Source organism: Salinivirga sp., assembly GCF_055145285.1.
The window spans coordinates 12625-38846 of the sequence record NZ_JBSRDC010000081.1 but is presented as its reverse complement, the minus strand read 5'-3'; the positions used below and the strand labels follow the sequence as shown (position 1 = coordinate 38846).

The 26222-nt window shown below is 38.6% G+C and carries 27 protein-coding genes; 19 read left to right on the top strand and 8 right to left on the bottom strand.

The annotated features are described in order from the left end of the window. The coding region (locus ACTB0Y_RS16825) for a transposase (protein ID WP_463208004.1) at positions 1-127 on the bottom strand (127 nt) is incomplete at its 3' end. A gap of 91 nt (positions 128-218) precedes the next feature. Here ACTB0Y_RS16825 and ACTB0Y_RS16820 point away from each other — a divergent pair. Continuing rightward, the gene (locus ACTB0Y_RS16820) at positions 219-446 is read left to right on the top strand and encodes a hypothetical protein (RefSeq protein WP_463208003.1); all 228 of its coding nucleotides are present in this window, start codon (positions 219-221) and stop codon (positions 444-446) included. Between the two features lie 386 nt (positions 447-832). Here ACTB0Y_RS16820 and ACTB0Y_RS16815 read toward each other — a convergent pair whose 3' ends face one another. Next, a complete protein-coding gene (locus tag ACTB0Y_RS16815) occupies positions 833-1081 on the bottom strand; it encodes a hypothetical protein (RefSeq protein WP_463208002.1) in 249 nt (82 codons plus the stop codon). Between the two features lie 402 nt (positions 1082-1483). Here ACTB0Y_RS16815 and feoB point away from each other — a divergent pair, with 402 nt between their 5' ends. The 3 genes from feoB (at position 1484) to ACTB0Y_RS16800 (ending at position 6452) form a co-directional block, all read left to right on the top strand. After that, positions 1484-3949, top strand: coding sequence for a ferrous iron transport protein B (gene feoB, locus ACTB0Y_RS16810; RefSeq protein WP_463208001.1), 2466 nt, complete (start codon positions 1484-1486; stop codon positions 3947-3949). A gap of 390 nt (positions 3950-4339) precedes the next feature. Further along, positions 4340-5185, top strand: a complete 846-nt coding sequence (locus tag ACTB0Y_RS16805) for a LytTR family DNA-binding domain-containing protein (protein ID WP_463208000.1) — start codon at positions 4340-4342, stop codon at positions 5183-5185. A 145-nt stretch (positions 5186-5330) separates the two neighbouring features. Then, positions 5331-6452 carry an NAD(P)H-dependent flavin oxidoreductase gene (locus ACTB0Y_RS16800; protein WP_463207999.1) on the top strand — a complete coding sequence of 374 codons (1122 nt, stop codon included), beginning with the start codon at positions 5331-5333 and terminating at the stop codon, positions 6450-6452. 180 nt (positions 6453-6632) lie between these two features. Here ACTB0Y_RS16800 and ACTB0Y_RS16795 read toward each other — a convergent pair whose 3' ends face one another. Beyond that, a complete protein-coding gene (locus tag ACTB0Y_RS16795; RefSeq protein ID WP_463207998.1) occupies positions 6633-7085 on the bottom strand; it encodes a toxin-antitoxin system YwqK family antitoxin in 453 nt (150 codons plus the stop codon). Between the two features lie 103 nt (positions 7086-7188). Then, positions 7189-7527, bottom strand: coding sequence for a carboxypeptidase-like regulatory domain-containing protein (locus ACTB0Y_RS16790; RefSeq protein WP_463207997.1), 339 nt, complete (start codon positions 7525-7527; stop codon positions 7189-7191). 199 nt (positions 7528-7726) lie between these two features. Here ACTB0Y_RS16790 and rpmH point away from each other — a divergent pair, with 199 nt between their 5' ends. The 5 genes from rpmH to ACTB0Y_RS16765 all read left to right on the top strand — a co-directional run bounded on the left by rpmH (position 7727) and on the right by ACTB0Y_RS16765 (position 13079). Continuing rightward, entirely contained in the window at positions 7727-7885 is a 159-nt protein-coding gene (rpmH, locus tag ACTB0Y_RS16785; protein ID WP_463207996.1) for a 50S ribosomal protein L34, read from the top strand. A 59-nt stretch (positions 7886-7944) separates the two neighbouring features. Beyond that, positions 7945-9039 carry a CofH family radical SAM protein gene (locus ACTB0Y_RS16780; protein ID WP_463207995.1) on the top strand — a complete coding sequence of 365 codons (1095 nt, stop codon included), beginning with the start codon at positions 7945-7947 and terminating at the stop codon, positions 9037-9039. A 374-nt stretch (positions 9040-9413) separates the two neighbouring features. After that, complete coding sequence (locus ACTB0Y_RS16775; protein WP_463207994.1) at positions 9414-10214, top strand: PASTA domain-containing protein; 801 nt, start codon at positions 9414-9416, stop codon at positions 10212-10214. After that, positions 10204-12048, top strand: a complete 1845-nt coding sequence (locus tag ACTB0Y_RS16770; protein WP_463207993.1) for a T9SS type A sorting domain-containing protein — start codon at positions 10204-10206, stop codon at positions 12046-12048. Before ACTB0Y_RS16775 ends, ACTB0Y_RS16770 begins: the two co-directional genes overlap by 11 nt. 5 nt (positions 12049-12053) lie before the next feature. Further along, positions 12054-13079, top strand: a complete 1026-nt coding sequence (locus ACTB0Y_RS16765) for an RluA family pseudouridine synthase (protein ID WP_463207992.1) — start codon at positions 12054-12056, stop codon at positions 13077-13079. 182 nt (positions 13080-13261) lie between these two features. Here the strand turns inward: ACTB0Y_RS16765 and ACTB0Y_RS16760 are convergent, their stop codons facing one another. After that, positions 13262-14197, bottom strand: a complete 936-nt coding sequence (locus ACTB0Y_RS16760) for a lysophospholipid acyltransferase family protein (protein ID WP_463207991.1) — start codon at positions 14195-14197, stop codon at positions 13262-13264. Positions 14198-14392: 195 nt separating this feature from the next. On the opposite strand from ACTB0Y_RS16760, the gene ACTB0Y_RS16755 reads away from it, so the two are divergent. The 3 genes from ACTB0Y_RS16755 to ACTB0Y_RS16745 all read left to right on the top strand — a co-directional run bounded on the left by ACTB0Y_RS16755 (position 14393) and on the right by ACTB0Y_RS16745 (position 18951). Further along, positions 14393-16117, top strand: a complete 1725-nt coding sequence (locus ACTB0Y_RS16755; RefSeq protein WP_463207990.1) for an OmpL47-type beta-barrel domain-containing protein — start codon at positions 14393-14395, stop codon at positions 16115-16117. A 135-nt stretch (positions 16118-16252) separates the two neighbouring features. Further along, positions 16253-18400 (top strand): response regulator, encoded by a 2148-nt coding sequence (locus ACTB0Y_RS16750; protein ID WP_463207989.1) that lies wholly within the window; start codon positions 16253-16255, stop codon positions 18398-18400. Beyond that, a complete protein-coding gene (locus ACTB0Y_RS16745; protein WP_463207988.1) occupies positions 18400-18951 on the top strand; it encodes a hypothetical protein in 552 nt (183 codons plus the stop codon). Before ACTB0Y_RS16750 ends, ACTB0Y_RS16745 begins: the two co-directional genes overlap by 1 nt. 52 nt (positions 18952-19003) lie before the next feature. Here ACTB0Y_RS16745 and ACTB0Y_RS16740 read toward each other — a convergent pair whose 3' ends face one another. The 3 genes from ACTB0Y_RS16740 to ACTB0Y_RS16730 are packed head-to-tail and all read right to left on the bottom strand — an operon-like array spanning position 19004 to position 20202. Beyond that, positions 19004-19255 carry a YkgJ family cysteine cluster protein gene (locus ACTB0Y_RS16740; protein ID WP_463207987.1) on the bottom strand — a complete coding sequence of 84 codons (252 nt, stop codon included), beginning with the start codon at positions 19253-19255 and terminating at the stop codon, positions 19004-19006. A 59-nt stretch (positions 19256-19314) separates the two neighbouring features. Continuing rightward, positions 19315-19557, bottom strand: coding sequence for a YkoF family thiamine/hydroxymethylpyrimidine-binding protein (locus ACTB0Y_RS16735; RefSeq protein ID WP_463207986.1), 243 nt, complete (start codon positions 19555-19557; stop codon positions 19315-19317). A gap of 3 nt (positions 19558-19560) precedes the next feature. Further along, positions 19561-20202 carry a class I SAM-dependent methyltransferase gene (locus ACTB0Y_RS16730; protein ID WP_463207985.1) on the bottom strand — a complete coding sequence of 214 codons (642 nt, stop codon included), beginning with the start codon at positions 20200-20202 and terminating at the stop codon, positions 19561-19563. 229 nt (positions 20203-20431) lie between these two features. Here ACTB0Y_RS16730 and ACTB0Y_RS16725 point away from each other — a divergent pair, with 229 nt between their 5' ends. The 7 genes from ACTB0Y_RS16725 to ACTB0Y_RS16695 all read left to right on the top strand — a co-directional run bounded on the left by ACTB0Y_RS16725 (position 20432) and on the right by ACTB0Y_RS16695 (position 25974). Continuing rightward, positions 20432-20710 (top strand): ATP-dependent Clp protease adaptor ClpS, encoded by a 279-nt coding sequence (locus tag ACTB0Y_RS16725; RefSeq protein ID WP_463207984.1) that lies wholly within the window; start codon positions 20432-20434, stop codon positions 20708-20710. Further along, positions 20710-21186, top strand: a complete 477-nt coding sequence (locus ACTB0Y_RS16720) for an NfeD family protein (protein ID WP_463207983.1) — start codon at positions 20710-20712, stop codon at positions 21184-21186. The genes ACTB0Y_RS16725 and ACTB0Y_RS16720 overlap by 1 nt, the downstream gene beginning before the upstream one ends. Before the next feature lie 2 nt (positions 21187-21188). Next, entirely contained in the window at positions 21189-22175 is a 987-nt protein-coding gene (gene floA, locus ACTB0Y_RS16715) for a flotillin-like protein FloA (protein ID WP_463207982.1), read from the top strand. Positions 22176-22283: 108 nt separating this feature from the next. Next, positions 22284-23393 carry a THUMP domain-containing class I SAM-dependent RNA methyltransferase gene (locus ACTB0Y_RS16710; protein WP_463207981.1) on the top strand — a complete coding sequence of 370 codons (1110 nt, stop codon included), beginning with the start codon at positions 22284-22286 and terminating at the stop codon, positions 23391-23393. 279 nt (positions 23394-23672) lie between these two features. Further along, the gene (locus tag ACTB0Y_RS16705) at positions 23673-24473 is read left to right on the top strand and encodes a ParA family protein (RefSeq protein ID WP_463207980.1); all 801 of its coding nucleotides are present in this window, start codon (positions 23673-23675) and stop codon (positions 24471-24473) included. Positions 24474-24491: 18 nt separating this feature from the next. Beyond that, positions 24492-25394 (top strand): ParB/RepB/Spo0J family partition protein, encoded by a 903-nt coding sequence (locus tag ACTB0Y_RS16700; protein WP_463207979.1) that lies wholly within the window; start codon positions 24492-24494, stop codon positions 25392-25394. Between the two features lie 10 nt (positions 25395-25404). Next, complete coding sequence (locus ACTB0Y_RS16695) at positions 25405-25974, top strand: DUF5683 domain-containing protein (RefSeq protein WP_463207978.1); 570 nt, start codon at positions 25405-25407, stop codon at positions 25972-25974. The last annotated feature ends 248 nt before the right edge of the window (positions 25975-26222 follow it).

The window sequence follows — 26222 nt, the reverse complement described above, 5'->3', positions numbered from 1 at the left end:
TCTTTTTCCAACTGTAATATGTAGCCGGATAAATCCCGTGTTTCTCAAGGGTTACGTTAACTCCTTGTTCTGTAGCTTCTTTTATTATTTGAAGCTTGTCTTCTTTTGTAAATTTTCTTTTTTTCATATCTGTGTGCATAATTACTAATTTTTATTGATAATTATGTCAGACTTATTCGGGGGCTAATTCAAAAGAACCTTATAGCTATTCCCAGTTTATGGAACACTATAAACAAAAGTATGGCAAAGTTAAAGGTTCCATGAAGCTCGAACACAAAGCCGGTCATGAACTATTTATCGACTATGCGGGCAAGAAATTACAAATAGTTGACCGTGAAACAGGCCAGGTGGATAATCTGATTCGATTTGTGCCACCATTTCCGGAGTGGTTTGTGCCACTAATTCCGGTTCAAATTGTGCCACTTTTTGAGCGCGCGCAATTTTAATTCGGATTCGTTTTGTGCCAGTTTTATGGCTGAGGCAATATTTATTCGGATTCACCGAACCTCAAACGTTCGCTTATCGCCGGAAATGGAACGATATGCACAATGAAAAGTATCTTACCAGCAATTACAAATACACAATTTTTGGTAAATAAGAGTGCAGAGAAAATGGCAACAACAGTACATAACTTTTCATTCAAAAATAGGTTATAAAAATCATTCTGAAAAGATCTTTTTTCGATTTTTCATTCTATAACTTTTTCCGGTAAAATTACCTTCAATTCTCAATTAATGGTTTGGGAGCTAAAACTACAATGTATAGAATTAGGCTGTTTACCAATTAATGCGAGCTAAGTGGAAGGTGAACTAAAACGACGAACTATGTTTTTTTACTCAATCAGGTCTTTATAAGCACTTTTGCTTAATATTTCTTTGGCTTTGTTGAAATCGTTTATATTCACCACCAGTTTAACAGTTTCAGTCGGGTGCGAACCCGTGTAAGCGTTTACAACAGAGGAAGCAGGGTTGTCCGATTCCAGCATGGTGTAAATTGATGCCTCCTCAAGTATGCGCTGCATATCTTCCGCTGTGATGTGGTCCTCTATTGTGGCCAAAATTCGAGTATCTTTTCCCGCCATAAGCATTCATAGTTTTAATTCAATTTCTTTGTACTATCGCAGTTTAATCCTGTAATGTACAATTTTTAATTCACAAATCAAGATCATTTCTTATTACAATTTATCCTTGATTTTGACTGAAGGTAAAAAAACTTATCCCCGGTACCGCACGATTATATAGTGAGAGGTGTTCATGAAATCACCCCCGCTACCGCGCCCTTTTATCGCGTGGGTTGCTCAATTTCGGCTGTTGTGGTTTACGTACCCCTTAATTATTATTTTTTAAAATCCACATCCATCTGCAGCCGGGCTTTCAAATGCCCAAAAATTCCAGTTGATAATTTAATTTAGAATTTCTCCCATAGCTATTGGTATGTTAATTGATAGTTACTATTTTTATCCAATCTAAATCAGCATAAGGAAATGCAGTTATCTGAACTGAAGAATGGCGAGAAAGCAGTAATAGTTAAAGTGCGGGGACACAGTGGTTTTCGCAGGCGGGTAACCGAGATGGGTTTTGTTAGGGGTAAGGAAGTTAAGGTAATACGGAACGCACCCCTGAAAGATCCGGTAGAGTACGAGATAATGGGTTACGACGTTTCTTTGCGGCGCAAAGAGGCCGATATGGTAGAGGTAATTACATTTGAAGAAGCCAGGGAACTAGACCTCAACGGATTTACCGGGAGTTTCTCCGAAGATGAGGTTTTATATAAATCGGCCGAAATAAAAGGCCGCACAATTAACGTAGCATTTGTAGGAAATCCAAATGCCGGTAAAACCACCGTATTTAATTTTTTGGCGGGCGCCAAAGAAAAAGTTGGCAACTACGGAGGTGTAACCGTCGATGTTAAAAAGGCTGCGACCAGCATGCACGGTTACGATTTCAATTTCTTCGATTTGCCCGGTACGTATTCTTTATCGGCATATTCGCATGAAGAGCTTTTTGTAAGAAATTTTATTTTCAATAATACACCCGACATTGTGGTCAATGTGGTGGATGCTTCGAACCTGGAGCGCAACATGTACCTGACCACGCAGCTTATCGACATGCACATACCGGTTGTAATGGCGCTGAATATGTACGATGAGCTCGAGAAAAAACGCGCCAAATTGGATGTGGAGCACCTGGGTGCCATGTTGGGAATTCCCATCGTGCCAACAGTAGGTTCTAAGGGCAAAGGCCTTAAGGAGCTTATGCAAAAGGTAATTGATGTGTATGAAAATCGCGACGAAACATTTAAACTTATTCACATCAATTACGGTCAGGAAATTGAGAAATCTATCGACCGGGTCAAGGAGCAGATTAAGGGCAATAAGCACCTTACAACCACACGTTCGGCCCGGTACATTGCCATAAAATTATTAGAACGCGACAGGCATGTGCAGGATGTAATTGCCACCGCGCAAAATGCAGAAAGCATACGTACAGCTGCCCAAACCGAGTCTGAAAGGATCGAGCGCATATATCAGGATAAACCCGATGCCGTTTTCACCGATGCCAAATACGGGTTCGTGGCAGGGGCGCTTACAGAAACTTATTCTGAAAGCCCGGTGCGGCGACGGCGTAAAACAGAAATTATCGATGCGTTTTTAACCCATAAGCTATTTGGGTTCCCGGTATTTTTCGCCTTCATGTTCATCATGTTTTTCGTCACTTTCAATGTGGGCCAATACCCGATGAACTGGATAGACTCCTTATTCGCCTGGCTCAATAATATGAGTATTGAGTTTATTCCAAAAGGTTCTTTCAGGCATTTGCTCACCGATGGCATCATAAGTGGAATTGGTTCTGTAGTGGTTTTTTTGCCCAACATTTTAATTCTGTTCTTTTTCATCAGCCTGATGGAAGATACCGGCTACATGGCCCGCGCTGCATTTATAATGGATAAAGTGATGCACAAAATAGGCCTGCACGGTAAGTCATTTATTCCGTTGTTGATGGGATTTGGTTGTAATGTGCCTGCAATTCTTGCCACCCGTATTCTTGAAAACAAGCAGGACCGCCTGCTCACCATGCTCATTAACCCTTTTATGTCTTGCAGCGCCCGGTTGCCTGTGTACATTCTCATCATCGGGGCATTTTTCCCACAGTATCCAACCCTCATGTTGATGGGGATTTATCTATTTGGTATTACACTGGCAGTATTATCAGCATTGATATTTAAAAAAGTTTTATTCAAACAGCCCAGTGCCCCTTTTGTCATGGAATTGCCCCCTTACAGAATACCAACGCTGAGGGTGATACTACGCCATATGTGGGATAAGGCTGCTGAATACCTTAAAAAAGTTGGTGGTACCATTTTAGTGGCTGTAATAATTATTTGGGCACTTAAATTTTATCCTCAGGATAGTGAACAAATCCAGAAAAAGGAGCAGCAGCTTGCCAAAGTGGAGCAAAGTGCTGAATTACCCAAACCGCTGAAAGAAGAAAAAATTCAAGATATAAACAAGGCCTATGAAAAGGCACACCTTGAACAATCATATCTTCGGCAAATTGGCCATGCCATTGAACCTGTGATTACACCCATTGGGCTCGATTGGAGAATGGGAATAAGTATTGTTACAGGCGTTGCAGCCAAAGAAATTGTAGTGAGTACTTTGGGGGTGATATATCAAACCGATGACGAGAACAGCCAGTCTTTAATTGAGAAACTACGGGAAGAAAGTCGCAAAACACAGGAAAGCAAGGCCATGTACAATCTTCGGGCTCTTTCTTTCCTCATTTTTATATTGATTTATTTCCCGTGTGTGGGTGTTGTCGCTGCTGTAAAGAAAGAAACAAATGGCTGGAAATGGCCCATATTCCTGGTGGTTTACACCACGGGACTGGCCTGGTTTTTGTCATTTTTAGTATTCCAGATTGGAAAATTTATGATTAATATATTATGATACAGGATATTCTGACATACATTGTGGTTGCCACCAGTTTGGCTTTATTTATACGTTCATTTATACGGTTTTTTACTTCACGCACTAACATGCACGATGAAAGTGCAGGGGGCTGTAGTTCCTGCGCTAAAAGCTGCGCTTTGAAAGGTGTAATGCAAAATATCGAAGGCAATGCAATGGAAACATCGACGGATGTACCACGCAATTTTTCCAAATAAATATTCGGGAAGGAATTTTTCAAACCATCGCAAAAAGCTTCATCGGCCTGACAGTAGTAAATACAATTTACTGGTGTAAATTTTTGGGTTCTGCGGTGTTCATAAATGACATTATGAAGGAACCTTATCCGGGATAATATGGTAACTTTACTGCATCTTTGAAAAGGAAACTATGATTGAGTTTTTAAAACGTTCTTATCCATTTAACGATGACCTTAAGCGCAATGCCCAGGTAATATTTTTTATCAGTATCAGCATATTTATGTTTCTGCTGCTTTTTCAGCCCCTTGAAATAAGTACCCTGGCAGGTAAAGAAAAAATTTATCTTATTATTGGTCTTGGTGTCATAACTTTTTTATCGTTAAGTATTAATTTATTGGTATTACCCAGCCTTTGGCCCGACATTTTTCTGCATCGGGAATGGAAAATATGGAAAGAAATTCTGTGGGATTTATGGATACTTTTCACCATAGCATTTGGATATTTTCTAATGTACAAAACCATGGGAATAATTGAGTTCAGTTTCTCAATGATTGTACAAATGATTTTAATAGCCATCATTCCACTTACAGCACTCATTATTTTTAACCATAACAGGCTTTTGCGGTTACATTTGCGCACAGCAAATGATTTGAATAAACAACTTAAAAACAGTAAAGAAGTGGAAGATAAACTGGTGCATTTCGACTCAGATTATCAAAAAGACAAGCTTTCTCTTAAACCACGACTCCTGCTATTAATACGCTCTGCCGATAACTACATTGAAATATTTTGGCGCAATGGTAATGATATAAAAAGTCAGTTAATCCGTTCAACTATGCTCAAAGCAGGTGAACTATTGCAAGATTATAACTATTTTTTCAAATGTCACCGTTCATTTCTGGTAAACATAAATTATATCGACAGGGTAGATGGCAATTCGCAGGGCTATAAACTCTATTTCGATAAGCTAGGTTTTGAGGTACCTGTTTCCAAAAATGCAATCAAAGAGCTTAAATCGCGTATAAAGTTTCTGTAAATACCATTTCATTCAACCCCTGTATTTTTACTTTTCACCCCTAAAACGGCATTTACTCCCTATTTTTTTGTCCCTAATCACGATTTAAAAAATATTGGTCTTATGTGAAGTATGTTTGTACCAGAACTATAAACAAACTATAAACATGGGACCATTACAAATTGGAAATTTAACCGTCAAATATCCTATAATTCAAGGTGGAATGGGTGTTGCTATTTCACTATCAGGACTTGCTTCAGCTGTAGCAAATGCAGGCGGAATAGGCGTTATTTCTGCAGCAGCAATAGGCATGACTGAACCAGGGTTTGCTAAAGATTACCGCAATGCAAACCAGACAGCACTAAGAAGACAAATAAGAACAGCTCGTTCGCAAACGCAAGGCGTATTAGGCGTAAATCTTATGGTGGCGCTCTCTGACTACGATGAACTGTTACAGGTAGCTATCGAGGAAGAGATTGATGTGGTTTTTATGGGAGCAGGATTACCTTTAAAATTGCCACAGCAAGTCCTCGATAAAGGGCTGGAGAACATACATACCAAATTTATACCCAAAGTATCGAGTGCCAAAGCAGCAAAATTAATCTTTCAATACTGGGGTACAAAGTTTAATTATATACCTGATGCCGTAGTTGTAGAAGGTCCAAAAGCCGGCGGGCATCTGGGTTTTAAAAAATCTGAATTAACAGATAACCAAACACCGCTATACGGACTTATAGAAGATACCGTAAAAGAAGTGAAGGAGTTTGAGCAAAAACACAATAAAAAAGTTCCTGTAATTGCTGCCGGAGGTATTTACACCGGCGAAGATATTAATGAAATTATGCAGGCCGGCGCTTCGGCAGTTAAATTGGGGACAAGATTTGTAACCACCCATGAGTGCGATGCACATATTAATTTCAAGACAAGTTATCTAAAAAGTTCCAAAAATGATGTAACGCTTATTGATAGTCCGGTGGGACTACCCGGGCGGGTAATAGACAATGCATTTGTACATGAAATAAAAAATGGGGAAACAAAACCCTTTAAATGTCCCTGGCAATGCCTGAAATCATGTGATTATAAGGAGGTTCCTTATTGTATATCACAAGTCTTACTAAATTCCGCAAAAGGAAAAATGGATAAGGGATTTGCTTTTGCAGGGACAAATGCTTATCGAGCCACGTCAATTCAGTCAGTTGCTGATGTATTTCACGAGCTCATTGAGGGATATGATTATGCAACAACCAAATCCTTTGCAATTCCCAATGTAAGTAAAATTGCCGTATAAGACAACAAAACAGCTACCACCAAAAAGGGGGTGTCTAAAAAGGTTTGAAACCGTCATTCCGAACGAAGTGAAGGAACCTGTTCAATCTGACAATCAGTAGATTGCTTCGTCGTACCTCCTCGCAATGACGAGCTAATTCGGCTTTTTAGACACCCTCTTTTCTATTATTGAAAATATAATTCAATAGCTTTTACGTTGCGCTACATTTCCGGCGCTATCATACTTTACCCATGTTCCGGATTTTTGGCCCTGGTCGTAATACATTTCATATACAACCCTGCCTTCCTCGTCATGTATAAGCCATTTCCCATCTTTCTTGCCACTTTTAAAACTGGCAACTGCGATTTTGTTTCCGGCTTTATTCCATCTTATCCAGCGTCCATCTTTAATGTTTTTCTTATAACTTCTTATTTCTTGTTTTGTACCATCTTTGAAATAATAAGTCATTTCGCCATGTTTCTGTCCATTTTTGAATTGCAAAACAGCTTTTAATGCACCATCCTCATAATATTGTTTGTGGGTGCCATTAAATAGCTTGTCGTCAGGACCATAATATTTACCGTCTTTTTCTTCAATTTGACCAAATGCGAGCCCTGCAAGCAATATAAAGCCTATCGTTAATATGTTTCTCATAAATATCGTTGTTAGAATAATATGCTAAATTTAATATTTACTTAATATGCGGCAAAAAAAAACCGAATGTTTCCATTCGGTATAAATGGTTAAACTGACATTTTTAATTATTTACACTTTCAAGTTTAACTTTTAGCGATGAGTTGGATTCTGCTTCGGCAGAGAGACTTTTGTCCTGGTAGCTTAGGTATGATGCCTTGATGGTGTAGTTTTGACCGTTTTTTACGGAAAACTCAAATTTTCCATCAAAGTCAGTGTACGCATCCTTATTCAGTTCTGGTATATGTACCTTAACACCTGTAAGCACTTCACCCGATTGGCTGTCAATAACCACTCCGGAAAGTGTAGTTTCAACATTGTTTTTTGTTGTTTTGCCTCCCTCTGCAAATGCGAACATCGCAACAGAAAGCATTACTAGTGTGGTAAGAATTTTTAATTTCATTTTGCTTAATTGTTTTTTACAAAAATATGCTATCCTGGGCTCTTGTAGATTATATCAATATTATACAAATGTTAAATTACCATTAAGCTCCATGCTTTCAAGAATATTTTTTCATAAATTTTTGTGGACCAAACTAATTATGTATATTTGCAGCCCTGAAACGAACGAATTTTAGTAAACACTATAAAAGAAACGAACGATGAAGCGTACATTCCAGCCTTCAAACAGGAAGAGAAAAAACAAACACGGTTTCCGTGAACGTATGTCAACCAAAGCAGGCCGTAAAGTAATAGCGCGCAGAAGAGCTAAAGGGCGTAAGCGCCTGACTGTTTCAGATGATATGGCAGTAAAAGGTTAAGCATATCCTTAAAAACATTATAAAGAGTAAAGGCAGGTGTGTCTTTACTTTTTTTTTATATGAGTATTTACACTTTCGAAAATATACGTGAAAAAGTACTTAACAGGCATAGAATCTCTGTTGAGGAAGCCGTTTGGTTGGGTGAACATGTAAATTTACCCGGCCTTGGAGCGCTTGCTCATAATGCAAATCAACATATTAACGGAGAAACGGTATATTTCAATCGCAATATTCATATTGAACCCACCAATATTTGTGTAAATCACTGTTTATTCTGTTCCTATCGTCGAAGAAAAGATGAGGAGGGGAGCTGGGAATACTCCATTGCAGAAATGATGGACATGGCGCGCACGGCAGTGGAACAAGAACCGGGTTTAACTGAGTTTCATATTGTGGGCGGAGTACACCCCGACCGGGGGCTGAGTTTTTATATAAAACTAATTGCTTCTCTCCACCAGGCCTTTCCCAATGTGCATATCAAAGCTTTTACGGCTGAAGAAATTGTGCAAATGTGTAAGCTTGAGCATATTGAATTGGAGCAAGGTATTTTGGCATTAAAAGATGCTGGATTAATGTCAATGCCTGGAGGTGGTGCTGAAATTTTCGACACCGGTATTCGCCGTAAAATTTGTCCGGATAAGATTAGCGGGAACAAATGGCTGCAAGTACATGAGACTGCTCACAGGGCAGGAATTCCTACAAACGCTACTATGCTCTATGGACACTACGATACGTTAAAACACAGGCTGGAGCATCTCGAACAATTAAGAGCCCTGCAAGATAAGACAGGCATGTTTAATGCCTTTATTCCCTTGAAATTTAAGGCACGAAACAACAAAATGAGCCATCTTGGAGAGGTTTCTATAATCGAAGACCTGAAAACTTTTTCTTTGACCCGTATATTTTTAGACAATATCCCTCACCTGAAAGCTTACTGGCCCATGTTGGGAATCGATCAAACACTTTTACTGCTGCATTTTGGAGTCGATGATATTGATGGAACCATCGCCGATACAACTAAAATCTATAGTATGGCTGGCGGCAAACAGCAACCGGCTATGTCGTCCAATCAACTTGTTGAGTTTATTCAGCAAAACCAACGTACAGCCGTTGAGAGAGACAGTTTATACAACACCATTAAAATTTATTCATAAAATCATCGTTACCATATATTCAACCTAAAAGCAAAGATTTTATCTTTGTATCAATTAAAAATTGAAATTAATGAAACCTCCATGACAAGACTTTTAACACACACCGCCTGTTCCGCAAAAGCGGAAACCATAATTATTTGGAATAATGCAGTTAAAAGTCTGGTCGTTAGTTAAAAGGAGGTACCATCCGATAGCTATCGGATGACCATAAAAAATTAAAAATAAACGGATGAAACCTCCATGACAAGACTTTTAACACACACCGCCTGTTCCGCAAAAGCGGAAACCATGATTATTTGGATAAGGCAGTTAAAAGTCTGGTCGTTAGTTAAAAGGAGGTTCCATCCGACAACTAAAATCAAAATTATAAACGGATGAAACTGGGTACTTTTCTCAAATCAAAAACTTTTGGAAAACATTTGTTAATTGCCGTAGTATCGCTCATTGTATTTATTTGGCTCATATTTTTTGGGCTCAAACTATATACACACCATGGACAGGCACTCCTTGTTCCTGATTTTACAGGATTAGCGCAGTTAGAGGCCGCTGAGCTGGCAGATGATAAAGATTTGAAGATTGAAATTGCAGATTCTGTATTTATTGGCGGTCGAAGGAAAGGAACAGTAGTAGACCAAAATCCACGTCCGGATTTTAAGGTCAAAGAGAACAGAACAATATTTTTAACCATAAATGCGTTTAATCAGGCAAAAGTACCTGTACCCAACACCGTTGGTGTTTCGTATCGTCAGGCAAAGGTGTCTTTAGAAAGTGCCGGTTTAAAAGTCGGTAAATTAATTTACCGGCCAGACCCAATGAAGAATTATGTTATTGAGCAACGCACAAATGGACGCATTATTAAACCCGGTACCATGGTAGATAAAAACAGCGAGATAGACCTGGTGCTTGGAAAGGGTTATGGAAACCAATACGAAAACGTTCCTGACTTGATAGGTCTCCGGGCCAAAGAAGCGTTTCAGACCATAAACGACCGGTTTTTAAATGTGGGAGGAGTCTTATATGATGAATCAGTGCTGACCTACAGCGATTCGCTCAATGCAAAAGTATATAACCAAAAACCCAGCGCAGACCGGCGCATTAAACTTGGTTCGTACGTGGATATTTGGTTAACGATTAAGGAAAATAAGTTTAAAACAGATTCGTTGCATGCGGAATGAAGTAAATATAAAACTGAAAATTATAATTTTTACAGTGCTCACACTCCTGACAGTTAAACTGAGTGGACAGGAGTATCTCAGTGGCACAGATCAAAATTATAAGTTAAAAAAGCTCGACCATCAAAAGGCGCTTCCCACAATTAAAAACCAACAGGTACTTGCATTGCCTTTTCTCGACGATTTTTCAGTTTTATCCATAGTTCCTGACCCTGATAAATGGGTTAATCAGGATGCATATATCAATGATAATTATGCTGTAGGTCAACCTACTATTGGTGTGGCTACGCTTGATGCTATAGATGAAAATGGCGATCTTTATATTTTCCCCGACACTGCAGCTGTAATGCCCGGCGATACACTGACATCGCAAATAATTAATGCTGCCGGATACACAACAGCCGATAATGTAATGCTTAGCTTTTTTATACAAGGCGGTGGCATGGGAAATACACCTCAGCCTAAAGATAGTGTGATACTGCAGTTGCGGTATAAAAATGATACTTTGAATGAGTGGCGCATGGTTTGGAGCAAGCCAGGCGTTCAAATGGATACATTTCAGGAAGTCAGAATAATGCTCGACCAGCCGGAGTTTTTGCACGACAGCACCCAGTTTCGTTTCATAAACTTTTTCTCCATGGAATATGCAGGAATGAACTGCGATCATTGGAACATTGATTACGTGCATATGGATGCTAACCGCACGCTTCAGGACTCATTAATTGATGAAGTAGCGTACACACATAATATTAACAATATTTTAGGGACGTACAGTGCTGTTCCCTGGGACCACTTTAAAATATTTTATTCCCAGATTTTGGAGAATATAGAATACCGTTTTACCAATTACTCAGAACAAATAATGAATATAACCCCTTTCCTGCGCTGGAGAAACGTGTATACCGGAGAAACTCAGGATTTGGGTAATATTGCCAATAACTATAACCCCAATACGCACTACGAACTGGTTCAACCCATAAATGGCAGCTTGTTTGAATTGAATGATGATGACTCAGCCCGCTTCGAGGTGCAGAACCGATTTTACATCAGTGAATCAGATTATGAGCCTAATAATAAAACCAGCAGAGTATTCGATTTATATAATTATTATGCCTATGACGATGGCTCAGCAGAGGGAATGTATGGTGTGAGCAATAAATATGGAATGATAGCTGTAAAATTTAATGCTTATAAAGCAGACAGCCTTAAGGCCATCCGCATATATTTCAATAAAAGCCTCAATAATGAGAATCGATATTTTAACCTGATGGTTTGGGACGAGGGCGGTTCAGGCCCTGGTGAAGTGCTTTTTAAAAAAACACGCAACCTTCCCGAATATGCTGATTCCATCAACGATTTTGTTACCTATGAACTGGATAGTGCCATTGCTGTTGGTGAAACTTTTTATATTGGTTGGCAAAAAATTACAGACCAACGCCTGAATATGGGGTTTGATAAAAACTTCATAGCCTATCAAAAAAATTACTTTAATGCAAATGGTCGCTGGGAGTTATCGCAATACAGCGGGTCGCTTATGATCAGACCCGTTTTAAGGGAAATGTTTGCCTTTAAAGATACCTTTGCACCACCTGAAGATCCGCAAGATGACAAAGAAGTTTTCAGGGTATATCCCAACCCGGTATCAACCGGAGGAACTTTGCATATTAAGCCCAAAGCAGAACATTGGGGGATTGAGTTATTTGATCAAATGGGACGTTTGGTATACCGTGCCAGAGATGAACAAGAAATAAACATGACCGAAATGCAGCGCGGGCTTTATATTCTCAGGCTTACGGAAAATAAAAACTATCATACTTACAAAATTATTAAACAGTAGAGGGGATGGAACAACAGGAGCAGGGGATGTATGAGCATTATCAGTTTCAAGCCGATCCGGGACAAAAGGCGTTAAGAATTGACAGATTTTTGGTGGTCAGAATAGAAAATGCCAGTCGAAGTAAAATTCAGGAAGCGGCACAGGCGGGGTTTATTTTGGTCAACGGAGAAGCTGTAAAACCAAATTATAAGGTTAAACCCGGCGATGAAGTGAGGGTTATGATGAGTCAGCCCCCGCGCGAAATTGAAATTATACCTGAAGATATTCCACTCGAAATTGTTTATGAAGATAATGCTTTAATAATTGTCAATAAACCTGCCGGACTTGTTGTGCATCCTGGTTACGGAAATTATACCGGAACATTGGTCAATGCCCTGGCATGGCATTTTCGCGATTTGCCCATGTTTAAGGATAATACAGATCCAAGGCCCGGACTTATACACCGAATTGATAAAAACACATCAGGGTTACTCGTAATAGCCAAAACAGAAACAGCCAAAGTGAAACTTGCTGCACAGTTTGCCGATCATACATCGCAACGCACCTATCAGGCAGTTATTTGGGGTGGTCCCAAAGCAGATGAAGGAACCGTTACAGGTCATATCGGCCGGTCATTAAAGAACCGCAAAGTAATGACTGTTTTTCCTGAAGGTGAATATGGAAAGCATGCTGTTACACATTACAAAGTACTTCAGCGGTTCGATTACGTCTCCCTTGTAGAGTGCAAACTTGAAACAGGTCGCACGCATCAGATTCGTGCGCACATGAAACACATCGGACACCCAATTTTTAACGACAACGAATATGGTGGTGACCGGGTGCTGAAAGGCACTACGTTTACAAAATATAAGCAATTTGTACGCAATTGCTTTGAAATCTGTCCACGGCAGGCTTTACACGCAAAAACACTGGGATTCAGACATCCTGAGAGTGACGAAATGATGCGTTTTAATTCAGATTTACCACCGGATATGTTGCAACTTCTTGAACGGTGGACAAATTATCTTAAAAACCGGATAAACAAAGAGTGAGTAAGTTATTATTTGCAGGATGGAGGATAGTGTCAGGTCAAGTATAATCTAAGGGGGCAGGTAATGGTTTTTTCTTTTTTCTGCGTTGATAAATGATTACAGAATCCTGTTATGAACACTTTTTGCCTTGTTTAAAACGGAAATACCGTAAATTTACCCGTCATTTCATGTATGACATGCCACTACTTTGACTTTTGTTTTTTTTCCATTTCTATTCTTTCCTGGTTGTATTTCTTGATGCACTCAATATCTTTTTCAGTATATTTCCATCTCTTGTGCGACCAAAGCCAGTTCTCTGGTTTTTTGCGTATAATGGATTCTAGCGTACTCATATATTTTTGTGTAATCTCTCCAAAGCTTGTTGACTTCGGATTCTCAAAAAGTTCTATAATCTCCATTGTATAGTGGCCCCGTTTCACGCGCTGTATGTCGAAATATAATATTGGCATACCGGTATTTCGACCATAGGCTTCAGGTCCATGCAGGCTGGCCGTTTCGATGTTAAAAAAATCTACAACAATCGACTTTTTTTTGTCGTTCGGGTGCTGGTCTGCTGCTAATATATATGTGTTGGGTTTTTCCTTTTTTGATGCAAAATAGTCTTTTGTTTCTTTTATCGAGACGAGTTTCATTCCAAAACGCGAACGGCGCTTGTAAGAAAAGTTCTCAGCATACTCATTGTGCATGGGTTTGTATATCGAAACTGCCTGATGCGGAACCTGAAAATCAACCCCCAGAATACCCCATTCCCAGTTTGCGTAGTGACTGGCAAGCCCCAGCGTATCCTGACCCTTCTCAAAATATTTTTGCATCACCTCAGGATTGAGAACCTTAAAACGTTTTGCGATTTGCCTTTTAGACATGTACAATCCTTTAAAGGTCTCAATAGTAATATCACTCAGGTTTCTGTAGAATTTTCTTTCTATCCTCGAGAGTTCTTTTTTACTTTTGTCTGGAAAACACCTTTTCAGGTTTTTTTGAACTACTTTTCGCCTGTAACCAACCAGATATTGTAAAATTAATGAGATAATATCAGCTAGTCCGTATAAAATAAAAAATGGCATAATGCCCATTAAACCCGAAAAAATACGTATTGCAAAAAAGCCTGCTTTTTTCATATTTGTAAAATTACGGGGCAAAATTAGCATATTTTAAGCAATTAAGCATAAAATGAAGTATAATCATAAAATTCGGATTTATTAAACTAAATACTTGCTAACATCAACAGACTTATATATCTTTAATGCCAACGAAGGTCTGTTTTTATGGCATTCGGGAAAAAAATATTAACTAAAAGCTAAAATACCATACCTATGAAAAGAGTTCTATTCTCAATGACTTTTATTATTATGGCCTTAATGCTATCAGGACAGCAAAAAATTGAGCATAAAAGCCAGTTATATAAGGCTGATGATGGTAAACTCTACATTCAAAAAGAGATGCCTGTTTATGTGTATATTAGCACATCTCCCGATGAAGAAGCCAAAAAGGTGAGACTAGAAAGTGAGGATTCTAAAGACTATACAAATCCAATGTATTTTGATACTGAAGGAATCAATACTTTTCATTCACCCTGGAAAATCGATACTGTTACAAAAAAATACGTGTATCCAAAAGAAGACATCATTTTTGAAGTTTACGCTGATGGCATGGCGCCTCGTACAACGTTAAAAAATGTTCGAAAAGGATACAAAAAGAACGACAAAATTTACATGTCAGGGGATTTTACCCTTGATTTTAAACCTTATGACGCACTTTCAGGCATCAAGGAAACTTATTATTCCATAGATAGTGCTGCATTTAAGCCATTTACTGCTCCAATAGAACTCAGCGATGAAAAGGCATATTATATTCAGTACTATTCGGTTGATAATGTGGGAAATGAAGAGAAGACGCACCATCAGAAGATTGTTATTGATAAAACCAAACCCGAATCATCTATAAAAATTGATGGTCATCGTTCCGAAAATGTAGTGTCAGGGAATAGTGCTATTATTATAGAAACCAATGAAAAGGGTTCCGGCGTAAAACAAATTTATTACCGCATTAATGAGCAAGCAGCTAAACCCTTTAAATATCCCATAAAAACCACCTGGTTTTCAGAAGGGGAACATGCTATTTCATACTATGCCATTGATAATATTGGAAATAAAGAAACCTGGAAAACTTTTGATTTTTTTGTTGATAAAACACCTCCGGTTATTGTAGAAGAGATTATGGGCAATACTTTTATGGCCAATGGCATAGAGTATTCATCAGGACGTAGTAAGTTTAAAATTACTTCAATGGATAACAAAGCCGGCGTAAAAAGTATCCACTATAAAATAGGGAATAATGAACCCCAGGAGTATACCGAACCTTTTTATTTGAAAGGAAACAGCGGTACACTTCAGATTAAAACCTGGGCATTCGATAAAGTAAATAATAAGGCTGTAGGTGGAGAAAGTAGTGCGAAGCGTGGAGCTTCATATGTAGATTTGGCAGGACCAGAACTAGCCTACAAATTTCAGGGCGATTTTGTAAAAAACAGAGATACCGTAATCATTTCAAAGCATACCAGTATTCAATTGGTTGCCAAAGATAATGAGTCAGGTATTGATTACATTACTTATTCACTTGATGGTGGCTCCCAAACTAATTTCACAAAAGCTATTAAGGTTGAAAAACAGGGATATCATGAAATATCTTATACCGGATACGATAAAGTAGGAAATTCTAATCAGTCAGAGTTTAATTTTATGGTTGATAACTCAGCCCCTCGTATCAATATCGATTTTAGCGTGGAACCAATCGGGAGCAAGACAGCCCTTGATGAGAAAATTTTTGTCTATCCCAATCATTTACATCTATTTCTTTCAGCAACAGATAATTTAGCGGGGCTTGAAAATATTTATTATACCATAAATAACGGCAAAGAAAATACCTATTCCGCACCAATTGAAGATTTTGAAGATGGACGCGATTATGAAATACACGTTAAAGTTCTTGATAAGCTTGGTAATACTAATGAGCAGGATTTTAAGTTTTCTATAAATTAGAGGAGCAAATTTGCTCGCTTTCCAAAAAAAACCGAACCAGACAAGATGAACCTGTCATTAAATACACATCTTTTCACGCCGAAGGGGAATGTAGCAATTTAATAAGGTTCATAAAACCAATAAAATTAAAAGAACGTGAAACGATTTTTACTTTTTTTACAGGTTTTTCTCATTGCAACCATAGTAAGTGGCCAGTCTCTTGAAGAATTAGAGCAAAAATACAATGAGAATAAGGCGAGTGGAAATACGAATCAGGTTATTTTTTATCTGAATAAAATAGCCTATCAACATTGGAATAATGGAAATTTGAATACAGCTGTAGATAAATACCAGGAACTCCTTCAGCTTTCAAAACAGCAAGGCAATACGGCTGGTATTCGTAATATCCATACAAATCTTGGATTGGTTTACTCCGATTTGTCCCAATACGACAAGGCTCTCAACTCATTTAATTCAGCATTGAACATAGCACAGCAACAAAAGAGCAAACCTGCAATTGCAAGTGCTTATGTTAATATTGCGGTGGTGCACCAAAGTGCTGGTAATCCCAGTCAGGCCCTCGACAATACTGAGCAAGCACTTAAATTGGCCAAGGAACTTAAGCAAATGAATTTAGTGAAAACCTGTTATGGAATGCTTGCCGAAATTCACGAGAAGCTGGGTAATTCGGAAAAAACCATGAAATACTTCAATCTTTATTCATCTTTTGATAAGCACATCAAGGACCAGGAGATGGAGAAGATGAAAAAAGAAAGCCAGGAAGTGGTAAAGAAAGCCCAGGCCGATAAGCAAAAGACTGAAGTTGAGCTGACCCAGGAGCGACAGAAACTCAAAGCAACTTCTGATACACTTGAACGAATTGAACGTCTTACAAAGGAGCAAAGGCAAATTATAAAACTCAAAGACGAAAAAGAAAAAGAAATGCGCGCCAAGCTTAGAAGCGAAGAAATTATACGTTATTTGCTATTGGGCATTGCTGCAATAATTTTCGTTTTTGCATTTTTTATTTACCGCCAGGTTAAACAAACCAAAAAAGTCAATATTGCACTATCTAAAAGTAATGAGGAAATTAAGAAACGAAGAGATGAGATAAAAAAACAATCCGAAAAAATTCGCTCCAGCATACAATATGCGCAGCGAATACAAAATGCCGTATTACCTCCGGAAGATATGTTTGAAAAATATCTGAGCGATTATTTTGTATTATTTAAACCACGGGATATTGTGTCGGGCGACTTTTACTGGATGACCGAAAAAAATAATAAACTTATAATAGCAGCTGCCGACTGTACGGGACATGGTGTGCCAGGGGCATTTATGAGTATGCTGGGGGTTGCCTTTTTAAATGAGATTGTAAATAAGATAATTGAAAATGAGCATGTTAAATCCCTTCAGGCCAGTGAGATTTTGATGAATCTGAGGGAGTATGTGATACGCTCTTTGCATCAGAAGGGTACCGCGCACGAAAGCCGCGACGGTATGGATATTTCTTTGGTGGTAATTGATAAAAGTACACGTGAATTGCAGTTTGCCGGAGCAAATAATCCACTATATCTGGTCCGCGATGGAGAATTGACCATCTACAGCGGCGATGGCATGTCTATAAGCTACAATCGCGACAATAATACTGAATTTACCAATCACCATATCACCACAAAACCCGATGATTTGATTTATATTTTTTCCGATGGTTATGTAGACCAATTTGGCGGCGATAAAGGTCGCAAGTTTATGTCTAAACGCTTTAAACGATTGCTTCTGGAAGTTCAAAATGAAACATTAGACAAGCAAAAGCATATTCTCGAGCGTACCATTATGGAATGGAAAAAAGGCCATATGCAGGTCGACGATATGTTGGTGATGGGTATTAAAATGGATTTTAAAACTTCACAGAGTTTGGCACGAGACCAGTACGACTGGGCCGGTAAAAAGGTGCTAATTGCTGAAGATACAGAAGCCAACTATTTATACCTGGTTGAAGCACTACGCCGCACCAACGTAGAAATTATACGGGCTCGCAACGGAAAGGAAGCCATAGAAGTTGTATTGAAAGAAGATGACATTGATTTGGTGCTGATGGATGTGAATATGCCCGTAATGGATGGTTTTGAAGCTACCCAAAACATTAAAGAAAAGAAAAGAAAACTTCCGGTTGTATTGCAAACCGCCCTGAACATATCTGATGTGGAAAATAAAGCCAAAAAGGTTGGCTGCGACGATATTATTTACAAGCCAATAAAGCTTAAATTATTTCTGAAAATTATTGGAAAATTCCTTGCCTGATGACAATACTGACAAAACAATTATTAGTTGTGGTAATAATATTACTTGTACTCTTTATGGGAGCTTTGGGTATAATGATTTACCATAAAATGTTTAAAAAAATAAACGTAAAAGAAGGCACTTTTCGCCCATTGAACTTTGCATATACATTTCATAAAGGCGATTACCAAAAGAATATGATTATTCTGGAGGAATTGATGCAGAAGTTGCAAAAAGCATCAATCCCCGTCGTAAGTCCTGCCACAATTTATTATGATAATCCACGTAAAACCAAAAGGTTTGAATTGAGGAGCGATATTGGTTTTATTGTGCCCGATTCCATTACCCAAAGCCAGTTAGGAGATATTGCGCTTAAGACCGTTCAACATAAAAAATATATTTATACGGCATTCCCCTATAAAAGCCGTTTTTCAATAATGATAGGAGCTATGAAGGTTTATCCGGCATTTAAAAAACGACTGAAAAAACTTGGTAAGCCCGAAAGAGAAATGATTGAAATCTACGAAATGCAAAATAAAACCATCATTTACCTGATGCCTGTTGAAGATTAGGACCGGCATAACCGGAGCTATTTAGGCTCTGCTGCTTTTTAGAAGAACCTATTTATTGATGTTTTTTTTCCAATTCACCCAATATTTTCAGGGCTTCTTCGCGGTTCTGTCCGCACACAGTCGGCTCTGCCTGAAAATCGGCGCATACTTGAGGTCGGTCAGGATCATTAAAAATCAAACATCTGTAATCTTCAGATAAGTGAATGCACCGCACGCCTGCCGGTTTACCTTCGGGCATTCCCGGAATTGGCGATGATATTGAAGGGGCAATGCAACAGGCTCCGCATCCGACGCGACAATCCATAAAATTATTTTTTTGTTGTTTATGTATCCTAACTTGAAATGATGTTTTATCCAGACCTTTTATATTGGACATGAATTAGATAGTTTTAGCGTGAAAACGGAACTATATCGTTCAAAGAAATCACCCATAACTTGGTTCAGCGTTTCCATTACGTTTTGGTATTCGCCTGTAATAATTGTGCTCATACTTCCCGATTCAACTTTTACATCTGAAACCTGTTTTAACCGTTCAATGAATTCACTAATGGGTAAGTTATAATCCTGTTCAAGGGGGTAGTAGCTAATTTCTGCGCTTATCATCATATTTTAAGTTTTTTGTGCAATCACTCCCATAAAAGCAGGTGCATATTTTTCATACCCAGGTTTTCCGTCTATAATTTCAAATTGTTCTGATAAATGAACACCATTTTGAAGCTTTATACGGCTAAAGTTTCCTAACATTTTTTTAAGCCGGGCTTGCGTAAGAAACTTTGCATTTTTAAACACCTGATCACTATCTGAATTTTTGGCCAACGTTGATTCAGCATTCAAACAACCGAGAATTAGCCAGCCGCCAGGTTTCAAAACGCGGTAAATTTCATCAATTACTTTTTGCTGATCACTTACAAACTCCAGCATAGCAATACCGGCAACAATGTCAATATTATCATCCTCATAAGGTAGCTCAGATGCATCAATAGTTTTTATTTTAGCATTGAGTTGTTTATTGCGAATCGCTGTAAGCATGGGTTCAGATATATCAGTGGCTGTAACCTCAAAGCCCATGCCCAGAAAAATTTTCGTCCAATGGCCTGTGCCGCAACCAAGCTCCAATACTGGTAATCTTGGGATGTCTTGAACTAAACTTTTTATAAGACTTTCTTCTACCTGGTTAACTTTTTTACCAAAATCTGTGGTATAGTAATCGTCGTAATTTTGTACTATTTCTTTGTTGGCAAAAACATTCATTTTCTAATTTTTTACAAAGCTAAATAATTTTCCAGGTCAGTATTGAATTTGTTTATGGGTATTTGGTTAATTTAGAATAATCCGGTGGTAATATTTTAGTATCTTTTCTCCCATCATATTTGCCTGTTTAGCTAAAAAAATACTATTTTTGTTAGATGTGAGTTAAAACGAAATAGTTGGTTTTGACTCCTAATCAGGAGAAGCATTTTGTAATACAAATTATAAGTAAATGACAGGGTCAAGAATTAATCCAAAACCAAAGCAGACCAATGCTGAGAAAAAAGTTAAGAGACGCGTTTTGCTGCTATATAACGATGACGTCAATTCTTTTGATTTTGTGATTAAATCCCTTGTAGAGATTTGTAATCACAATAATGAGCAGGCAGAGCAATGTGCTTACATTACACATTATAAAGGGAAATGTGATGTTAAAACCGGACCAATGGAAATTCTCAAGCCTATGAAAAATATTTTAAGCGACAGGGGTCTTTCCGTAACAATTGAATAATGGGATCAACTTTTGCCGTAATATTGCTAATTGTAATAGGTGTAATTTTACTCCTATTAGAGTTTTTGGTTATACCCGGCACCACTATAGCAGCCATAGGCGGTGTTTTGTTTATTGCCGCGGGTATTTATCTTTCTTATGAAACATATGGTTCTGAAACAGGGAATTATGTATTATTGGGTTCAACCGGATTTCTGTTTTTAAGTGTAATTTGGGCCCTACGATGGGGTACCTGGCGAAAGTTTATGCTTAATGAGAATGTCGACGGCGTTGTTTCACAAACCGAATCAGAAGATGAAGTAAAGACAGGAGATGAAGGTACCTGTATTTCAAGATTGAATCCGATGGGGCGTGTTCGTGTCAATGGAAAATCATACGAGGCACGTTCTTATGATGCTTATGTAAATGAACGAACAAAAATAAAAGTAGTAAAAGTAGAATCGAATAAACTTATTGTCAAACAATTAAATAGCTAATTATGGATCTTACTTTTTATATTGTGATTGTGGTCGCGATTATCGTTGTCCTTTGGATTTTCCTGTATTTTGTACCCATTGGATTATGGTTTTCAGCACTTGTGTCAGGTGTTCGAATATCGTTATTGCAACTGATACTGATGCGTTGGAGAAAAGTACCACCAGCCGTAGTAGTGCGGGCATTAATTGAAGGAACCAAAGCCGGCCTTAAACTCGAACGAAACGGTCTCGAAGCACACTATCTTGCCGGAGGACATGTGGAGCAGGTTGTGCATGCATTGGTTTCTGCCAGTAAAGCAAATATTGACTTACCCTTTAAAATGGCTACAGCTATCGACCTTGCAGGTCGTGATGTATTTGAGGCTGTGCAGATGTCAGTAAACCCAAAAGTAATCAACACTAAACCTGTAACAGCGGTATCAAAAGATGGTATTCAGCTCATTTGTAAAGCACGGGTAACTGTTAGAGCCAATATTAAACAACTTGTTGGTGGTGCCGGAGAAGAAACTGTATTAGCACGGGTAGGCGAAGGTATTGTTTCATCCATTGGTTCTTCAGTAGATCACAAAGCCGTACTCGAAAATCCGGATAATATTACCAGGGTAGTGCTATCCAAGGGACTTGATGCCGGTACAGCGTTCGAAATTTTATCCATTGATATTGCCGATATCGACATAGGTAAAAACATTGGTGCCGGGCTGCAAATCGATCAGGCTGATGCTGATAAAAATATTGCACAAGCCCGTGCCGAGGAACGTAGAGCCATGGCCGTAGCACAAGAGCAGGAGAATAAAGCCCTTGCACAGGAAATGCGTGCAAAAGTTATTGAGGCTGAAGCAGAAGTGCCAAAAGCAATGGCCGAGGCATTCCGTTCCGGAAATCTCGGTGTAATGGATTATTACAGAATGAAAAATATAGATGCTGATACAAAAATGCGCGATTCAATAGCCGATGAAGACAAAGACGGTGATACTTCGCACAATGAGTAAGCACTAAACATTAATTCACAAAAAAGCTGTCCAACATAGAGTGGACAGCTTTTTTTTATGTGTTTTTGTTACCTTTGTCGAGGTTTATTAATTCAGGAAAATTCCAATATGCAACTATTATCAAAGACTTTTCACGGACTGGAGGATATTCTGGCACAGGAGCTACATGATTTGGGTGCGCAGAATATTGAAAAATTTAAAAGAGCCGTCTCATACGAAGGCGATAAAGCTATGATGTATCGCGCAAACTTAGCACTGCGGACGGCCCTGAATGTACTGGTTCCAATAAAAACCTTCAATATTGAGAACCAAAATGATTTTTATGAACAAGTACGTGCAATTGACTGGGGCAAATATTTCAAAGTACGCAAAACCATTTTGATTAATGCTACTGCCAATTCAACAATATTCGATCATTCACATTTTCTTGAATTAAGAACCAAGGATGCCATTGCAGATTATTTTACAGATAATGCCGGACGAAGGCCCAATGTTGATAAAGAAAATCCTCAAGTTCGCATTGATGTGTATCTAAGCAATAAAAGTTGTACCATATCACTTAATTCAAGTGGAGAGGCTTTGTTTAAAAGAGGATACAGAGCTCACCACGGTCAGGCATCACTCAATGAGGTGTTGGCAGCTGGTCTTGTATTGCGAACTGGGTGGAAGGGCCAAAATGAGCTGGTGGATCCATTCTGTGGTTCAGGGACCATTTTAACAGAGGCGGCACTCATAGCAGCCAATATAAGACCGGGCACCTATCGAACACAGTTTGGATTTGAGCAATGGAACGATTTTGAACGCAAAATGTTCGAAGAAGTGCAAGAGGAAGACGACCAAAGAAAAATTGAAGTTCCTATTTTGGGTGTAGATATTTCGCCCAAACAGATAGGCTATTCAAAAGTCAATATACAAAACGCCTTTTTGCAAAAATACATCGCTGTACAAACCGGCGATTTCGAATCCATTCAGGGAGAAGACGAGCATGGAACCATATTAACCAATCCACCTTACGATAAACGAGTGAAAACGCATGAAGTTGATAAATTATACCGGAGGTTTGGTGATCACCTGAAACAACAATTTAAAGGATATGATGCCTGGGTGCTTTCCGGCAATGATCATGCAATCAGAAACATAGGGCTAAAAACTAATTCACGTACAGTGTTGTATAACGGTCCTATTGAAACTAAGTTGTGTGAATATAAATTGTTTTAATTCGTTTTTTGTAGTATTAAAAACATACAAAGCCATTGCAGTGCAGTGGTTTAGTCTCTGTTTTTTGTTGTATGTAGTTGCCATTTAGTTGGTTATGGATCGGTTTGATTTTTTTTATGCCTCATTACAGCTGAATGTCAGTAAGGTAGAATTTTGCATGTATCTTTGCGTGGAACATTTTATAAAACATACAATATTTTGATTAAATTGCAGGTTCTTAGAAAAAACTGTTTTTTTTAAGATTGTTTTTGTAAAACGTTGAATTTTAAATAAATACACATGTCAAAAGTAATTGCACTAGCGAATCAAAAAGGCGGAGTAGGAAAAACGACCACAGCAATAAACCTTGCGGCCAGTTTAGGGGTGCTCGAGCAAAAAGTACTTTTGGTTGACGCTGATCCACAGGCAAATGCTACATCAGGCTTTGGTTTCGATGTAAGAAATGTGAAAAATAGTATTTACGATTGCATTGTGGATGAGGTTGATCCTCAAAAAACCATTCTGAATACTGAAATGGACAATGTTGACCTTGTTCCATCTAATATCGATTTGGTAGGTGCAGAAATTGAGATGCTCAATATGCCCAATCGGGAAAATGTGCTCAAAAGTGTAATTAATAAAATAAAAGAAAACTATGATTGGGTTTTAGTCGATTGTTCCCCATCATTGGGATTAATTACCGTGAATGCGCTTACAGCCGCCGACTCTACCATTATTCCTGTACAATGTGAATATTTTGCATTAGAAGGGTTAGGAAAATTACTGAATACCATTAAAATTATTCAGGGTAACCTTAACCGTGAATTGGAAATTGAAGGATTTTTGCTCACCATGTACGATGGAAGAACACGCCTATCTAATCAAGTAGTGGACGAAGTACGTACACACTTTGAATCAATGGCATTTGACACTATAATTCAGCGTAATATCAGGCTCAGTGAGGCTCCAAGCTATGGCAAACCCATTGTTTTGTACGACGCCAACAGCATTGGTTCTACCAGTTACCTGAACCTGGCTAAAGAGTTGTTGCAACGCAACGATGCCACTAATATGGAGAATGCAGAAAAACAAGTAGATTAATCACATATTTTTTTTAAAATGGTAGCGAAGAAGAAAGCTTTAGGAAGAGGACTAGGTGCTTTAATTGAAGAATCACCCAAAGCAGAAGAACCAGTACAAAATGATGCAATAACGGAGATACCGCTCACACAGATAAAGGTCAATCCTTTTCAGCCAAGAACTGAGTTTGGCGAGGGAGCATTAGAAGAATTAGCTGCTTCTATAAAGGAACTTGGCATTATACAACCAATTACAGTACGTAAGGTAGGTGATCTGGAATATCAGATAATTTCCGGTGAGCGGAGAACCCGTGCAGCTCATATAGCAGGCCTGGAAACTATACCCGCTTATGTTCGTACAGCCGATGATCAGGCAATGCTGGAACTCGCCCTGGTTGAAAATATTCAACGCGAGGATCTGGATGCCATTGAGATAGCCATTAGTTACAAACGACTTATAGACGAATGTAAGCTAACTCAGCAAAATTTGAGCTCACGTGTAGGTAAACAGCGTTCTACCATTACCAACTATCTACGATTGCTCAATTTGCCAGCTGAAATACAAAAAGGTATTCGCCATAAAGTTATTGCCATGGGTCATGCACGGGCACTAATTAATATAGAAAATGATGATGACCGGGTGTACTTGTTTGAAATGATTGTCAAAGAAGGACTTTCTGTGAGGAAAGTAGAGGAATTGGCAAAGAGTATTAACGAAGGGCTCAATATTAGAGAACAAAATAAAAATACTCAGAAAACACAGAAAAAACAAGGTCTGGGAGCAGGGTATAAAGAGTTGCAAAACCAACTCGATTCTTTCTTCAATACTACTACAAAACTCAAGCGCAACGATAATGGCAAAGGCCAGATTGTAATTCCTTTTAAAAGTGATGATGAGCTTGAGCGAATAATCGGATTATTAGATCAAGTTAAAAACGATTAAAGCTTTTCCCATGCGTTTTTGGCTAATTGTGGGGGCAATATTTTTTTGTTCGATAACTGTGGGGCAAAAAGCTGACCAATCTAAAGTTGTTGTCGAGAAAGAGAAATCGCACTCCCCAAAAGTTGCCACATGGCTCTCTGCCTTTGTTCCCGGGGCAGGGCAGGTTTACAATCAAAAATATTGGAAAGTCCCGATCATTTATGGAGGCTTTGCTACTTTCGCTTATTTTATCAGATTCAATAACAGGATATATATCAAATACCGCAACCTCTATCAACAAAAAGTTGCCTTTGAAGCAGGTGAAGGAGAAATAGATCCTATTTATGAAAATATTGACAAAGCCAGTATCAGAAAACTGCGGGAGGACTGGCGCCGAAATCGTGATCTGAATTATATCGGCCTCGGTGCGCTTTATCTGCTGCAAATTATTGATGCCAATGTTGATGCCCACTTATACCAGTATGATATCAGTGATGACCTTACTTTAAGGTATGAACCCACCTACAACCAATTAGTCTTTAATCCCGCATTGTTAAAAACTTCAAATGCAATGGGTGTCAAACTCACAATAAATTTTTAATTTTGAACACTGGGCTGTATTTAATTAACATACAAGCCACATTTGTTATAGATTGTACGATTTTTGCGTATGCTCTAACATAAACAAACCAAACTGTAAATATTGATTTCATGAACCGAGCCCTGACAAAATTTTTAACACACGCGCCTTCGCATAGCTTTCGCTTCCCTTCGGTCGCCATAGACTTGCCGCAGGTGAAACGCTATAGCTTCAGCGAACGCGGACGGCGAAGCAAGGCTGCGCCTTCG